The following is a 15632-nucleotide window of genomic DNA, read 5'->3' as shown; positions in this document are numbered from 1 at the left end:
GTGCTCTTCCTTGATGACGTGAGCGTCCTTGATACCGCCGTACATCCGCTGAGAAAGCCGTTGGCCTAGCCCCAGCGCATCAACACCAGCAGCCATACCGCTGATAGTGCCAGCGCTATCCAAATGGATAGCGTTGTGAAGCCAATCACCCCCAGGTGAATAAACGCGGCGGAGAGCAGGCCGATGAACAGCCGGTCGCCGCGGGTGGTGCTAATGGGTAGAAACCCCTTGCGTTCGACGGTGGGGGATAAGATCTCCCACAGCGTCATCCCTGCTAGCATCGCTGCAATGGATGAAAAGAAAATGGCAGTCGGTGTCGTCCATACCATCCAAGACATAACGGTGCTCCTTAGGTGCGGCCCAGGGCAAAGCCCTTGGCGATATGGTTGCGAACGAAGTACACCACCAAAATGCCCGGCACGATGGTCAGCACCCCGGCGGCGGCCAGTGTGCCCCAATCGATACCCGACGCGGTGGAGGTCCGTGTCATGATCATGCCAATCGGTTGGGCATCGGTCGCTGTTAGCGTGCGAGCCAGCAGCAGCTCGACCCACGAGAACATGAACAGGAAGAAGAGCGTCACACCGATACCGGAACGGATCATAGGGATGAAGATCTTGATGAAGAAGCGTGGAAAGCTATACCCATCGATATAGGCCGTCTCATCGATCTCTTTCGGCACGCTGCTCATGAAACCTTCCAAAATCCAGATGGCCAACGGAATGTTGAACAGGCAGTGGGCCAACGCCACGGCAATGTGGGTATCGAACAAGCCTACCGAGTAGTAGAGCTGGAAATAGGGCAGCAGGAACACCGCAGGCGGTGCCATCAGGTTGGTGAGCAGCCAGAAGAACAGGTGCTTGTCGCCGATGAAGCGGTAACGGCTGAACGCATAGGCGGCAGGTAGCGCCACACAGATGGTGATCAGCATGTTGAGCGCTACATACAACATCGAGTTCACATAACCCATGTACCAGCTTGAGTTAGTGAAAATGCCGATGTAGTTATCGAACGTCAGGTTTTGGGGCCATAGCGTCATGGAGCCCAAAATCTCGCTGTTGGTTTGCAGCGACATGTTGATAAGCCAGTAAATTGGCAAGATCATCAGAAACAGATAGAGCCCCAAGAGAAACCGCGCGCGAAAGCGACTGCGAGCGTTGCGCTTGCGCCGTTGGGCCGGGGTCGTGCGGCTAAATATGGTGTTGTACTTCTCGCCCTGCTGGGCGTTGTCTATGCGGTACATATCATGCTCCCCCGTGCGGGTTCTTATCTTTTTGCATGTGCATGATGGTGGTGTAGAAGACCCAGCTCACCAGCAAAATGACCAGGAAGTAGATGATCGAGAACGCGGCAGAGGGTCCTAGATCCTGCTGGCCGATGGCCATGGTGGCCAGTGACTGGCTCAGAAAGGTCGTGGAGCTACCCGGGCCGCCGCCGGTCAGTACGAAAGGTTCGGCGTAAATCATGAACGAGTGCATGAAACGCAGGAGCACCGCAATGACCAGCACGTTGGTGAGCTTGGGAAGCTGGATGTAGCGGAAGATGGCCCACTTGGAGGCGCGGTCGATACGCGCGGCTTGGTAGTAAGCCTCGGGAATCGAACGCAGGCCGCTGTAGCAGAGCATGGCCACCAGTGGGGTCCAGTGCCACACGTCCATCAAAATGATCGTCGCCCAGGCATCCCCCGCATTGCGGGTAATGTTGTAGTTGATGCCCAACTCCCGCAGGCCCCAGCCCATCAGGCCGATATCGCCACGGGTGAAGATCTGCCAAATGCTGCCCACCACGTTCCAAGGGATCAGAAGCGGCAGGGTAATCAAGATCAGTACGGCAGAGGCCTGCCAGCCGCGCTTAGGCATGATCAGCGCAATGCCAATGCCCAAAGGCACTTGGATGGCGAGAATGGTCAGGGAAAACAAAATCTGACGCACGAAGGCATCGCGCAGCGCCGAGTCGTTCAAGATGCTATGAAACCACTCGGTACCGGTGAAGAAGCGGGCATTAGGGCCGAGCACGTCCTGTACCGAGTAGTTGACCACGGTCATCAAAGGAATGATGGCGGAAAAGGCCACCAGCACCAGCATGGGAAGTACCAGTAGCCATGCGCGGTTATTGAGTACTTTGTTATTCATGGCCGATCTCCACTAGGTATTCATCGACATAAAGCGCGATGTGCTGATCGGAAAACGTGGCGTGGGCCGCGTCCCCGATCGGCGCATGCCCCTCGGGCAGCCTTGCCTTGAACAACTGGCCATTGAGGGTAAAGCTCAGCAATGAATAGGTGCCCAAGTCCTGCAGGTTGACCACTTCAATAGGTACGCTGTCAGCCCCGGGGGTTTGGCTGACGGAAATGAACTCAGGGCGAATGCCGAGTTTGATATTGCTAGAGCTAGACGCCGCCACGCTGCGGCTAATGGCCTCGTTCACAGGTAGTGGCAGATCGCCAAACATCACATTGCCCGCTCGATGGGTAACGCTCATGAAGTTCATGCCTGGGCTGCCAATGAAGTAACCCACGAAGGTATGCGCCGGTTTTTCGAACAGCTCACGAGGCGTGCCGAACTGCACCACCTGGCCGTCGTACATCACCGCGATCTTGTCCGCGAAGGTAGAGGCTTCGAGCTGATCGTGGGTGACGTAGATCATGGTGATATTGAAGCGCTCATGGATCTCTTTGAGCTTGCGGCGCAGCTTCCACTTCAGCTGTGGATCGATCACCGTGAGCGGCTCATCGAACAAGATGGCGGAGACGTCGTCACGCACTAGGCCGCGGCCCATGGACACTTTCTGCTTCTCATCGGCGGTGAGGTTTTTGGCTTTCCGAGAGAGCAGCGGCGTAAGATCGAGTATGTCGGCAATTTCACGAACTTTCGGGTCGACCTTGTACTCGGGAGTGTTCATGTTGCGTAACGGAAAAGCCAGGTTGTCGTACACCGTCATGGTGTCGTAGATCACCGGGAACTGAAACACCTGGGCAATGTTGCGCTCCTCCGGTGGCAGCTCGTTCACGCGATGCCCGTCGAACAGTACGTCACCTTCTGAAGGCTCCAGCAGGCCCGAAATGATGTTCAACAGCGTTGATTTACCGCAGCCCGACGGGCCCAGCAGGGCATAAGCGCCGCCCTGATGCCACACGTGATCCATCTGACGAATGGCGTAATCGCTTTGGCTGCTAGGACTTTTGCTATAGCTGTGCGCCAAGCCTTTTAAAGTAATCTCAGCCATGAGCAACGCTCCCTTGAGCAGAAGAGGGGATGTGCACGGTGCTGCCCTGTTTATCGAAGGCGTAGAGCTGATGCGTTGGGAAGTACACGTTGATCGCATCGTTGACGTGAAACTCGTGAATTCCCGCTAAATGCAGCACCAGAGGGAAGCGCTCATGGCGCACGTGTAAGAACGTTTCAGAACCGCTTATCTCGGCGACGTCGACCCTGACCGGCAGCTCGAGATCGTCGACTGACTGGGGTTTGAGGGTGATATGAGAGGCGCGCACGCCAAAGTCGTAATCGCCAGGGGCTAGCATTTGCAGCGCTGGGTCGCAGGGAAAATGTAGCGACTGATCGAAGGTGATGTCCGTCGCGGTGAGTTTGCCGGGCACGATGTTGATCGGCGGCTCGGAGAACATCTCGGCGCTGTGGCGACCGTTGGGCTCGCGATACACTTGCTCGGTGGGGCCGTACTGGAGCAGCCGTCCTTCGTGCAGCACGGCCGTATTGCCGCCGAGTGCCAGCGCTTCGTTGGGTTCGGTGGTCGCATAAACGGCAATGCAGTTACGGGCTTTGAACAGCTCACGCAGCTCGTCGCGCAGCTCTTCGCGCAGTTTGTAGTCCAGGTTGACCAACGGCTCGTCGAACAAAATCAGATCGGCATCTTTGACGAGTGCGCGTCCCATGGCCGTCCGCTGCTGCTGTCCGCCGGAGAGCTCTTGCGGGTAGCGATCGAGGAGATGTTCGATATGCAGCATTTCGGCAATGCTGCCGACACGGCGATCGATTTCCTGCTGAGGCGTTTTGGCTAGTTTCAGCGGTGAAGCAATATTGTCGCGTACCGTCAGGCTGGGGTAATTGATGAACTGTTGGTAGACCATCGATACGTTGCGTTTGCGAACCGACACGCCCGTGACGTCTTTGCCGTCCATGAAGATGCGCCCGCGGGTAGGTTGCTCCAAGCCTGCCATGAGACGCATGAGCGTGGTTTTGCCTGCCAAGGTCCGTCCCAGCAATACGTTGAAGGAACCGGGTTCCAGTTCGAGATCCACCCCACTGATGTGGGATTGACCCCCGACGACATGGTCGATGTGTTGCAAATGTAAGGACATGCCAATCTCGCTAGCGTCGTTGTTATTGATAGGTGGTATCGATATGGGTGGTATCGTCGATAGTTGCGCAGCGCGCTGATCGCGGGATGGGTGGTTGGTCATGTTTGTTGACCGTTTATTATCAGACAACCTACCCAGGCGATATTTTCATTAACGAAAGGCTAGTTGATCATTTTCGAACTTGCAACGCTTTTGATGGCCGTTTGTATTCGCTTTTAGGCGTAGAAAGAGCCCGAATGGTGCTTTTTTGACTCGTTGAATCGACAGCTGAGCGTTCGCCAATGGCTTTTGAGTGCTTTCATGTTCGTTTGCTTCGTTTTAGAACATGACGTCCGCGCAAAAAAAACCGGCCCCAAAAGGGCCGGTCGAGGGTCTCGCTAGATGAGGGTCGTGTTATTTGACGCTGGTTTCTGCCGATGGTGACGCCTTGGCCGATGTTGCGTTGTGGTCGATCAATGTCGACTTGTCGTTGGCAAAGGCGTCGTAAGCGAAGTCATCGACGGTCAGCATTTCCAGCACTTCGGCTTCGAATGTGCGCATGAAGGCAGCGTCCTCTTCGTTGATCAAGCCTGTCTCCAACGCGGCTTCCACACGTGCTTCGGGGTGCAGCGCGGTTTGTGGCAGTTCCCCTTTGGCGTAGGCTTTGTTGACCGTGCGGTAGATCGCTTCGGCGCGGTCGTAATCACCCAGCAGAGCGTTATAGCGTGCCAGCGGATTGCTCACGGCACCGTCGTCTTTGTCCCAGGTGTTCGAAAGCAGCTTGCTGCGCAGCGCGCTATGAGTCGATACTCGCTGGGCAATATCTCGCGCCAGGTCGTCATGGGGTTTGTTCCAACGGCGGCCCGTCGGCATGACAACCACTTTTAGCGTTTTGCCAAGCGCACGATTGGGGAGATTATCGAAAATTTCCACGAAGGCTTGTTCAGCGCGATTGAGCAGGAAGCGGAGGCTGTAATGCAGGAGGGCTTCTTCACCTTCGACTTTGTTACCGGTGTGCCACTGTTTGAGCACCATGGAAGCTAGGTAGAGGTTGGAAAGTACGTCGCCTAGGCGCGCCGAGAGCATTTCGCGTTTTTTCAGCGTGGAGCCCAGGCTGGCCATGGCGGCGTCGGCGCAGAGGCCAAAGCCGGCTGACAGGCGCGCGATGTCCTGCGCGTAGCCAACGGCCGGACCGCTGAACGGCACGCTGGGCTTGCCGAGGCCGAAGCCCAGCGTGAAGGCGCGGGCCGCGTTGCCGAAAATCAGGCCCGCATGACCAAAGAACGCCTTGTCGAATGCTTTCGCGTCGTTGGCATCCTTGGCAGCCAACTCCTCCAGCACGTAGGGGTGGCAGCGGATGGCGCCCTGACCAAAGATCATCAGGTTGCGGGTCATGATGTTCGCGCCTTCCACGGTAATGGCCACCGGGTTGGCGCTATAGCCAATACCTAGATAGTTGCGCGGGCCAAGCGTGACCGCTTTACCACCGTGAACATCCATTGCATCGCTGAGCAGCACGCGCTGGAACTCGGTCAGTTGGCTTTTCAGAATGGCCGAGGGGACGGCGGGCTTTTCGCCGTGGTCGATCAGGTTAGCGGTTTGGTAGACCGTGGCGGCGGAAATGTAAGCCAGCGACGCCATGCGCGCCAACGGCTCTTGAACGCCTTCCATTTCAGCAACCGGCACGTTGAACTGACGACGCACGCGGGTGAAACCGCCGCTCCAGCCCAGCGCGTAACGCGCGGTGCCCGTCGCGCCGGAGGGTAGCGTGATGCAACGGCCAATCGAGAGACACTCGACCAGCATACGCCAGCCTTGGCCGATCATGTCCGGGCCGCCGATGATGGTGTCCAGCGGTACGAACACGTCTTTGCCCTTGATCGGGCCATTCATGAACGGGCTGCCAATAGGGTGATGGCGACGGCCGATCTCCATGCCTTGGGTATCGCGGGGAATCAGCGCCAGGGTAATGCCCCGATCTTCTTCGTCGCCGAGCAGGTTGTCCGGGTCGAAGAGACGGAATGCTAGGCCAACCACGGTGGCGATGGGCGCCAGGGTGATCCAGCGCTTCTCGAAGTTCAGGCGCACGCCGACCACTTCCTCGCCATTAATGACCTGCTTACACACCACGCCGGTATCCGGCAGCGAAGTCGCATCGGAGCCTGCACGGGGGCCGGTGAGGCCAAAGCAGGGAATCTCACGACCATCGGCCAGGCGCGGCAGATAGTGATCTTTCTGTGCTTGGGTGCCGTACTTCAGCAGCAGTTCGCCCGGGCCGAGAGAGTTTGGAACGCCCACGGTGACCATCAGCGTTTCGTTGGCGGAGAGCTTTTGCAGCACCATGGATTGCGCTTTAGCCGAAAAGCCCAAGCCGCCGTACTCCTTCGGAATGATCATGCCGAAGAAGCCCTCTTTCTTCAGGAAGTCCCATAGCTCCTGGGGCAGGTCGGCGCGCTCACGGGCGATATCCCAAGCGTTGCACATGCCAGCGGCTTTGGCGCACTGGTTGTCTAAAAACGCCTGCTCATCGTCACTCAAACCGTCGTCGTTGAAGTCGAGCAGCGACTGCCACTGGGGTTTACCCGAGAAGAGTTCACCGTCCCAAGAGACGCTGCCCGCTTCCAAGGCGGTACGCTCGGTCGCTGATACTTTCGGGGCGACCTTTTTGAAAGTGGCAAAGATGCGCGGCGTCAACCATTGACGACGCAGCACAGGCAAGCCTGCAACGGCCACTGCCGCAGCGCCAATCAACAGCAGTGTGCCCACGACCGGGGCGCCGAGTACCAGGCCGACTAAGCCCAATACGCCTAATAGAGCAAGCGCAGGTGTGGCCCCTGCCTCGCGACGCATCACCACGAGCAAGCCGGCAGCGGCGAGCACGATGAGGAGTAAGGTGAGCATGGGTGTTCTCCGTGGGGTGGTTATCAATGAACGTATTTAAACGTATGTTTGAATATTCGCAGAGTCATGATGCTTAGTGCAAGCCTTTCACCGTTATACGTTCGCTTTATATCTTCAATGTAGCGCAGTTAGGACATAAAAAAACGCCATGGCGCGGAACCATGGCGTTTTGACGCAGCGGGTCGATAAGCCCGAACTCGTCTCAGACTACGATGCCTGTTTGGCAGGCGCGCCGTTGGCGACGTAGTAATCTACGCTGGCACGGGGCAGGGGCTCGCGACCGCGAATACGGTCGGCGATTTTTTCGGCCAGCATGATAGTGGGAGCATTCAGGTTGCCGGTTGGAATGACCGGAAATAGTGATGCATCCACCACGCGCAGTCCTTCGAGCCCATGTACACGGCCTTGGGCATCGGTCACCGCCATGTCACCTTCGCCCATGCGGCAGCTGCCGCAGGGGTGATAAGCAGTTTCGGCGTGCTGCTTGACGAAATTGTCGAGCTCTTCGTCGCTCTGCACGTCCGGGCCGGGGGCAATTTCCCGGCCTCGGTATCGGTCGAAGGCGGGCTGGGCGATGATCTCGCGAGTTAGGCGAATCGCGTCGCGGAACTCTTCCCAATCCTTCTCTTTGGCCATGTAGTTGAACAGAATGCTCGGTGCTGCATGGGGGTCTTTCGACGTAAGACGAATGCGTCCACGGCTCTCAGAGCGCATGGAGCCCACGTGGGCTTGGAAACCGTGTGCGTCGACGGCACTTTTACCGTTGTAGCTGATGGCAATGGGCAGGAAGTGGTACTGCAGGTTAGGCCACTCCTCGTCATCGCGGCTACGAATGAAGCCACAGGACTCGAACTGGTTGCTTGCGCCCACACCGGTGCCTTTGAACAGCCACTCTGCACCGATTTTTGGCTGGTTGTACCACTTCAGCGCCGGGTAGAGCGAAATGGGCTCTTTGCACTCGTACTGAATGTACATTTCCAGATGGTCTTGCAGGTTTTCGCCGACGCCGGGCAGTTCATGTACGACGTGAATGCCCAGCTCTTTCAGCCACTCAGGGTTACCCACGCCGGAGCGCTGGAGAATTTGCGGGGAGGCAATCGCACCACCGCACAGCAGCACTTCGCGACGCGCGCGAGCCTGCTTGGGCTGGCCTTTCTGCTCGTAGCGGACGCCGACGGCGCGCTTACCATCGAATTCGATCACATCGGTGACGGCGCGGGTTTCGATGGTCAGGTTACTGCGCTGTTTGGCCGTGTCCAGGTAGCCGCGAGCGGTGGAGGCGCGGCGGCCCTTCGGCGTTACGAAGCGGTCCATCGGGCCGAAGCCCTCTTGTTGGTAGCCGTTGACGTCCTCGGTTTCTGGATAACCGGCTTGCTTGCCCGCCTCGATAAAGGTGCGGTAAAGCGGATTGTTGCCCGCTTTGGGCGTGGTCACGCTGACGGGCCCGTCGCCGCCGTGGTAGTCGTTCGGGCCGATATCGCGGGTTTCGCTCTTTTTGAAGTAGGGCAGGCAGCTTAAATAATCCCACTCCTCCAAACCGGGCTGTTTGGCCCAGTGGTCGTAATCAAGCGCATTGCCGCGGATGTAGCACATACCGTTGATCAGCGAGGAGCCGCCTAGGCCTTTGCCACGCCCGCACTCCATACGGCGATTGTCCATATTAGGTTCAGGGTCGGTTTCGAACGCCCAGTTATAACGCTTGCCCTGCAGCGGGTAAGCCAGCGCCGCGGGCATTTGAGTGCGAAAATCGAAGCGGTAGTCGGGGCCGCCGGCCTCCAGCAGCAGCACGCTGACATCGCTGTCTTCGGTCAGGCGCGTGGCCAGCACGTTACCTGCTGAACCGGCGCCGATGATAATGTAATCAAACTCAGTTGCTTGAGACATAGCGGTTCTCTCATCCAGAAGGGGGAGTTCGGTGTACGAAAGCTGGGTTTAGCCTTTAAAACACCGACTCGAACGGCCCCATCTCGATCTGCACGGACTTGGTTTGCGTGTAGTGATTGAGCGTTTCCACTCCGTTTTCACGGCCAATACCGGACTCTTTGTAGCCACCCACCGGCATTTCAGACGGAGATTCACCCCACGTATTGACCCAGCAGATGCCGGCTTCTAACCGGTGAATCACACGGTGCGCGCGGTTCAGGCTTTCGCTGAAGACGCCGGCGGCTAGGCCGTAGCGAGTGTCGTTGGCGCGACGGATGACTTCCTCTTCGTCGTCGAAGACCAGTACTGACATGACCGGGCCAAAGATCTCCTCTTTGACGACACGCATCTCGTCGGTGCAGTCGGTGAACACGGTGGGGGCTGCCCAGGCGCCTTTGGCCCATTCGCCGCTGTCCCACGCGTCGCCCCCGGCCAGCACGCGTGCGCCTTGCTCTTTGCCCAGTGCGATATAGGAGAGCACTTTTTCCTGATGCTCGAAGCTGACAAGCGGACCGAAATTGACGCTCGGATCCATCGGGTCGCCCGCTTTGATACGCGCTACACGCTCGACCAACTTGGCTTCGAACGCCTCTTTGACGCTGCGCTCGACGAACACGCGGGTACCGTTGGTGCAGATTTGGCCGCTAGAGTAGAAGTTCGCCATCATGGCGGCATCGGCTGCGCGATCAAGATCCGCGTCGGCAAACACGATCAGCGGAGATTTACCGCCGAGTTCCATCGTCACGTCTTTTAGCGTGGAACCACCGGCAGCGGCCATGACCTTCTTACCCGTGCCGACTTCCCCCGTGAACGAGACTTTGGCAATGCCCTCGTGCTCGGTCAGCATGGCGCCGACGCGACCATCGCCCTGTACCACGTTGAACACGCCGTTCGGTAGGCCTGCTTCGGTGAAAATGTCGGCAAGCTTCATCGCCGTCAGCGGCGTCACTTCGCTGGGCTTGAAGACGATGGCGTTACCCGCTGCCAGCGCCGGAGCCGCTTTCCAGCAGGCGATTTGAATCGGGTAGTTCCAGGCACCAATGGCGCCGATCACACCTAGCGGTTCGCGGCGGGTATACACGAACGAGCTGTCGCGCAGAGGAATCTGGTGGCCCTCGATGGCAGGGGCAAGGCCTGCGTAGTACTCCAGGGCATCGGCACCGGTCACGATATCGACGCTGGCGGTTTCGCTGATGGGTTTACCGGTATTGCGGGTTTCCAGCTCGGCGAGCTCATCGTTGCGTTCGCGCAGAAGTGCCACGGCGCGTAGCAGGATGCGCGAGCGCTCCATGCCGGTCATGGCGGCCCACTCGCGCTGGCCACGCTGTGCGGCCTGAACGGCGCTATCGACATCGGCTTGGCTTGCTTGACCAATGGTGGCTAGCAGGCTGCCATCATAAGGATTGGTCACGGTAAACGTCTCGCCGGAGGTGGCATAAACCGGGCGTCCATCGATGTAGAGGGGCTGTACGTCTTGAGCGGCCATGTCGATCTCCTTAATAAAGTTCGGCAGTGGATGCATCTTGAAAGCATCCGTAATGTGTCAGTAACTGGTCGAGATAGGTGTGCGCAAGATGCCGTGCCTCGTCGGCATTCAAGCCTTCGGGCGTCAGTGCACCGCGCAGCCACAAGCCATCGATCATGGCGGCCAAGCCACGGGCGGCGTTGCGGGCATCGGCTCGGGGCATGACGCGATGAAACTGGTGGCAAAGATTGGTGTATAGGCGGCGGTCGTTGACGTACTGAAGACGTTGCAACACTGGCTTGTGCATGCTGCTTGCCCAGAAGGCAAGCCACGTCTTCGCGGCGGGCCCGGTGACCTGAGTCCTGTCGAAGTTACCCTCGATAATGGCACCAATATGGGCGCGGGGAGAGTCATCTTCTAGTGCACGGCGTCGCGCCGCAACGGCATCGCTGAGATCGGTCAAAATTTGCCGCATCGTGGCTTCCAGCAAGCCATCCTTGCCGCCGAAGTAGTGGCTAATGATGCCAGCGGAAACTCCCGCATGACGGGCGATACGCATGACCGTCGCCTCGGCAAGACCCATTTCGTCAATGGCCGCCATCGTTGCCTTGATTAACTGCTGGCGGCGTATTGGTTCCATTCCCACCTTTGGCACAGCTATCTCCTAATGACGTTGAATGCCCATTGGCTCCTCACCTTGAAATGAAGGAGTAGGCATGATTACCTAACTATGATGGCATTTTTTTATTGAACGTTCAATCAATAAAAGTGTGTCGAATAGTTTCTCGCCTCTGCATTGCTCGCCGTAGAGGGCGTTTCAACATAACGGATAACGAGGAAAGACGACGGATGAAACAGTTAACCAAACGCCACTTGAGTGCTCTGTTCGTGACCGCCTGCCTGCCGATGACGGCTGCTGCCAATGAGTGTAGTAGCGTTCGTTTTGCCGAGGTGGGCTGGACCGATATCACCGCCACTACGGCCTTGGCCAGCGAAGTACTGGTAGCGCTAGGCTACGAGCCCCGTGTCGATACGGTCTCGGTCCCCATTGCCTACGCCGGCATGCGTAATGACGATTTCGACGTCTTCTTGGGTAACTGGATGCCCTCCATGGCCTCCATCAGTGACCCCTACATCGAGCGTGGCGAGGTCGAACGTCTAACGGCCAACCTCGAAGGGGCCAAATATACGCTGGCAGTGCCGCAATACGTATACGACGCGGGCGTGACGTCGGTGAATGATCTAGCCGAGCATGCCGATCGGTTCGAGCAGCGCATTCACGGCATCGAAGCGGGCAATGACGGCAATGAACTCATTCAGCAAATGATCGATGATGATGCCTATGGGCTAGGTGATTGGCAGGTGATCGACTCCAGCGAGGCGGGCATGCTGGCCGAGCTGAGTGCGCGGGTTCCCAATGAGAAGTGGATGGTGTTCCTGGGTTGGGAGCCGCACCCCATGAACACCAATTACCAGATGGCGTACCTGTCTGACGCAGACGACTACTTTGGCCCCAATCTCGGTGGCGCGACGGTCTATACCAATACCCGCGCTGGTTTCGTCGAGTCTTGCCCGAACATCGGTGAGTTGCTGAGCAACATGACGTTCACGCTGGAGATGGAAAACCAGTTGATGAGCGCCATCATGGACGAGGGTGTCGAACCTCGCGAAGCGGCGCGTACGTATCTCAATGATCACCCGGAAGTACTCGAGGCTTGGTTAGAAGGCGTGACCACGCGTGAAGGTGAAGAGGCACTGCCTGTTGTCAAAGCAGCGCTGTAAGCCCGTTTGCGATTAGTGAATCGCACGATGAAAAAAAGGCAGGCCGTTTCGGCTTGCCTTTTGACGCTAATATAGGCATACTCTGCACCCGCTGATGTCGAAAAGGCTACGTAGCTCAGTTGGTTAGAGCACATCACTCATAATGATGGGGTCCCCTGTTCAAATCAGGGCGTAGCCACCAATCAGCGTCAGTATGCATTCAAACGCATACTATTATGGTGGCCCCTTAGGTCCTCCCGCAACGCTAAACTGCGAACCCCGCCAGGCCCGGAAGGGAGCAACGGTAGTGGTGGCTGCGTGTGCCGGGATGTGGCTTTTGGGGCCGCCTCCATTTCTTGTCGTTTCCGGTCTGTTTTGACATAAATTCCGGTTAAAATGACATAATTTGCGGTTCCTCGTGACATAACCTATTTTTGTAGTAAACCTACGAAATGGGGTGTTGTCATGTACAGGCGTAAGCTCCGTCATTCCCGTGTCAAGAACCTCTACAAATTTGCTAGCTTCAAAACTGCTTCTGCTCACACTGTAGAGTCTTCCCTAGAATTTGATGCCTGCTACCATTTTGAATAGGTTCTTCGTCACTTCACGTGGATTTGGCCTGATCGAATAGGCGGCCCACCGGGCTGCCAATCAGGTAGATCATGGCGATAAAGTTGGCCTCGTTCCGGTAGCCACGTGCCCGTGACCGAGCCGCTTGGAACAGACCATTCATTCCTTCCAGTCTTGCGTTCGTCAGTCCCGAGAGCCAGCGTCTGACCACCACGTCGGCGTGCCGCTCAAGCGTCGCCAGGGCTTTCCCCATCGGCTTCAGCAGTGACTTTTCAGACACCGCCGCCTGCATGACCTTGAGGTAGTTCGTGATGCGCCACCGAGCCGCTCTGGGCGTTGGAGCCTTCTGGATCCAGCGTAGCTTCTCCTTGATCACCCAGGCATCGGCCGTGGCGCTCTGATCGGCCACCAACTCCTGGAGCGCCGAAAGCTGTTTGGGTGTCAGGTTCTTGTTATCCAGGTTCTTCAGCAGGGCCCAGCGCAGCGACTTGGGGTGCCCCTGCTCCCGGCGCTCTTTCTTGCGCACCTCGTCCAGCCGCTTGGTGAAGGTCTGTACGATATGGAACCAGTCGACCGTTACCTCGGCCTTGGGAAGGTGCTCGGTCACGCCGCTAAGGAAGGCTGGCGACATATCGCAGACGACCTCGACCACATTATTCGGGTCGCCGCCATGGGCCGCCAGGAAGGCGCTGAAAGCCTGGATGGCATCCTTGCCGCAGCCTGGGACGGCAAAGATAACCGGTTCCCGCTTGCGCTGCATGTCGAGGAACACCGTGACATAGCGATGACCGCGCCGGGAGGCGGTTTCGTCCACGCCGACCGTCACCACCTTGGACAGATCCAGTTCCCCCAACATGCGGCCAACGTAGTGGTGCACGATGCGCCATAGTCGTTTGTCGGAAATCTCCAACTGGCGGGAGACGGCCAGTACCGGCATCTCCTTGACCAGTGACATGGCCGCTTGCTCGAACAGCAGGGTAAAGTCGCTGCCCGGCCGGGCCCAGGGCACCTCTATGCGCTTGACGCCATGGTCAGGACACTTCGTGCGCGGCACGCGAGCATGCAGGTAACAGTGATGCTGAAAGAAGTTCAGATGCCGCCAGGTTTTGTCGGCAAAGTCATGAGCTTGGCAGGCCTTACCACATTCTGGGCAGGGATAGAGACTGCCTCGCTCCGCCTCGACATAGAGGTCCAAGCGGTGGGGCGACACGGCGGTATCCAGGTACTGGTTCTTGAGGATCCAGGGCGCTTCCAAGCCCAGGCCGAGTGTTAGAATCTGGGTGCCGTCCATGTCATACCTCCTGCCGCTGTGGAGGTCATATTCTGGCCCAGCTCAGGGGGCGAATTCCACACCCAACGTCGAAGAGCCTTTGAATACTCCCCTCAAGTTAAGTCTTTTATTGCCCAGCCTATAGGTTTTACTTACTCAATTCATGGGAAAACTAATCCTTATACTCCTGATTTTAAGGTAATAAATAATAATCAAAAAATAGCCTTTATTGAGGTCAAACCCCATAGTAAAACCCTCCATCCAGAATTTGTTCAAAAATTCCAGGCAAAAAAAGAAGCAGCATGTCAGTTAGGTTTCGAGCTGAGCTTAGTAACTGAGCTTCAAATCAGAAAGTATCCAGTCTTGAATAATTTTAAGCTGCTACATCGTTACGCTGGTTTTCAAAGCCATTGTGAGTTGTATGATAGTGTTTATGGCCTTGTAAAAAGGCACTCCCCCATTTTCGTGCATGAAATTTGTGCTCTATATGAAATCAGTTTCCGTCCCAGAGTTATTCGCTCACTGGTTTCGTTAATAGCCTCTGGGAAATTAAAGGCCAATATATTGGAAAAAGAAATTGGTGACGATTTGCTTCTTTGGGCTTGAGGTGACTTATGTTGGAAGATCCTTTTTTTGATGAGTCTTTAGTAGGCATAGATTTCTCCCATGCAGCGAGTAAAAAAAGTCGTGATGAAATTGAGGATGTGGCATTCATAACAATAGATGATCTTGATGAGGAGTGCGCCGATAAAGCTTTGTTCAGGTATAAAGTAATAAAATTGGTCAATAAAAGGCTTAATGGAGGCTGGACGAAGAAGAATATAGAGCCAATTATCTATGAATTGTATAATGAAGGTGTTATAGATAAAAAGCCTGGGTGGCAAAGCGTAGCTAGATGGAATGCAAAGTATCGTGCCGATAAAGATTTGCTTTCCTTGGTTGATATGAGAGCTATAAAAAATAATTTTTGTGATTTTAAATTTTTTTCAAAAGATACTTTTTTTTGGGACGCAATCGAAAAGAAATATCTTACAAGAGTGAGGGGGTCTGTTGCGACCACTTATCAATTTTATAAGGATTTAATATTAGTCCATAATAATGAAAATCCAGATGATAAGTTTGTAGCTGTTGGGCGAAGTGCCTTTTACGATAGGGTTAAAAAGCTTCCACCTTATATTTGTGACTTGAAGCGTTATGGCAAACGATATGCAGATAAAAATTATCGATTGATCAATAGTTTTACAAAATCTACTAGGGTGATGGAGCGTGTTGAAATCGATCATACCGCTCTTGATTTGATCTTGCTTGATGATAACTTGAATGTCCCTATTGGAAGGCCATTTATAAGGAAGGTCTGAATAACTGCCGATATTCATCAACGCTTACTTGAGCCGACAAAAAATCGAAAATTCAGACACTCTTCTCCCTTTCTTTGTGTATTTTTG

The 15632-nt window shown here is 55.9% G+C and carries 13 protein-coding genes, 1 tRNA gene and 1 other RNA gene; 5 read left to right on the top strand and 10 right to left on the bottom strand.

Going from position 1 to position 15632, the window contains the following annotated elements:
• Window positions 1-65: 65 nt before the first annotated feature.
• The 9 genes from GYM47_RS09830 to betI form a co-directional block, all read right to left on the bottom strand.
• On the bottom strand, window positions 66-338 hold the full coding sequence (locus GYM47_RS09830; protein ID WP_044628030.1) for a DUF2160 domain-containing protein: 273 nt from the start codon (window positions 336-338) through the stop codon (window positions 66-68).
• 11 nt (window positions 339-349) lie between these two features.
• A complete protein-coding gene (locus GYM47_RS09825) occupies window positions 350-1243 on the bottom strand; it encodes a carbohydrate ABC transporter permease (protein WP_062359364.1) in 894 nt (297 codons plus the stop codon).
• 1 nt (window position 1244) lies between these two features.
• A complete protein-coding gene (locus GYM47_RS09820) occupies window positions 1245-2132 on the bottom strand; it encodes a carbohydrate ABC transporter permease (protein ID WP_044628028.1) in 888 nt (295 codons plus the stop codon).
• Window positions 2125-3225 (bottom strand): ABC transporter ATP-binding protein, encoded by a 1101-nt coding sequence (locus GYM47_RS09815; RefSeq protein WP_153843718.1) that lies wholly within the window; start codon window positions 3223-3225, stop codon window positions 2125-2127. The genes GYM47_RS09820 and GYM47_RS09815 overlap by 8 nt, the downstream gene beginning before the upstream one ends.
• Window positions 3218-4318 carry an ABC transporter ATP-binding protein gene (locus GYM47_RS09810; RefSeq protein WP_153843719.1) on the bottom strand — a complete coding sequence of 367 codons (1101 nt, stop codon included), beginning with the start codon at window positions 4316-4318 and terminating at the stop codon, window positions 3218-3220. Before GYM47_RS09810 ends, GYM47_RS09815 begins: the two co-directional genes overlap by 8 nt.
• A gap of 393 nt (window positions 4319-4711) precedes the next feature.
• Entirely contained in the window at window positions 4712-7198 is a 2487-nt protein-coding gene (locus GYM47_RS09805; protein ID WP_153843720.1) for an acyl-CoA dehydrogenase, read from the bottom strand.
• 207 nt (window positions 7199-7405) lie between these two features.
• Entirely contained in the window at window positions 7406-9082 is a 1677-nt protein-coding gene (betA, locus tag GYM47_RS09800; RefSeq protein WP_153843721.1) for a choline dehydrogenase, read from the bottom strand.
• Between the two features lie 55 nt (window positions 9083-9137).
• Window positions 9138-10607, bottom strand: a complete 1470-nt coding sequence (gene betB / locus GYM47_RS09795) for a betaine-aldehyde dehydrogenase (RefSeq protein WP_153843722.1) — start codon at window positions 10605-10607, stop codon at window positions 9138-9140.
• A gap of 10 nt (window positions 10608-10617) precedes the next feature.
• On the bottom strand, window positions 10618-11226 hold the full coding sequence (gene betI, locus GYM47_RS09790) for a transcriptional regulator BetI (RefSeq protein ID WP_153843723.1): 609 nt from the start codon (window positions 11224-11226) through the stop codon (window positions 10618-10620).
• A 209-nt stretch (window positions 11227-11435) separates the two neighbouring features.
• On the opposite strand from betI, the gene GYM47_RS09785 reads away from it, so the two are divergent.
• The 3 genes from GYM47_RS09785 (at window position 11436) to ffs (ending at window position 12690) form a co-directional block, all read left to right on the top strand.
• Entirely contained in the window at window positions 11436-12368 is a 933-nt protein-coding gene (locus GYM47_RS09785; RefSeq protein WP_153843724.1) for a choline ABC transporter substrate-binding protein, read from the top strand.
• A gap of 104 nt (window positions 12369-12472) precedes the next feature.
• A tRNA-Met gene (locus tag GYM47_RS09780) sits at window positions 12473-12549 on the top strand.
• Between the two features lie 44 nt (window positions 12550-12593).
• Window positions 12594-12690: signal recognition particle sRNA small type (gene ffs / locus GYM47_RS09775), an RNA gene on the top strand.
• A gap of 261 nt (window positions 12691-12951) precedes the next feature.
• On the opposite strand, the gene GYM47_RS09765 is transcribed toward ffs, so the two are convergent.
• On the bottom strand, window positions 12952-14208 hold the full coding sequence (locus GYM47_RS09765; RefSeq protein WP_153843725.1) for an ISL3 family transposase: 1257 nt from the start codon (window positions 14206-14208) through the stop codon (window positions 12952-12954).
• An 18-nt stretch (window positions 14209-14226) separates the two neighbouring features.
• Here GYM47_RS09765 and GYM47_RS09760 point away from each other — a divergent pair, with 18 nt between their 5' ends.
• A complete protein-coding gene (locus tag GYM47_RS09760) occupies window positions 14227-14793 on the top strand; it encodes a TnsA endonuclease N-terminal domain-containing protein (protein ID WP_168444452.1) in 567 nt (188 codons plus the stop codon).
• An 8-nt stretch (window positions 14794-14801) separates the two neighbouring features.
• Window positions 14802-15545: a hypothetical protein gene (locus GYM47_RS09755; RefSeq protein ID WP_153843727.1), complete on the top strand. Its 744-nt coding sequence runs from the start codon at window positions 14802-14804 to the stop codon at window positions 15543-15545.
• Window positions 15546-15632: the final 87 nt, after the last annotated feature.

This window comes from Vreelandella piezotolerans (genome assembly GCF_012427705.1).
Taxonomy (GTDB): Bacteria; Pseudomonadota; Gammaproteobacteria; order Pseudomonadales; family Halomonadaceae; genus Vreelandella; species Vreelandella piezotolerans.
The sequence above is the reverse complement of the archived record's forward strand: the minus strand, read 5'-3'. Positions and strand labels throughout refer to the sequence as shown.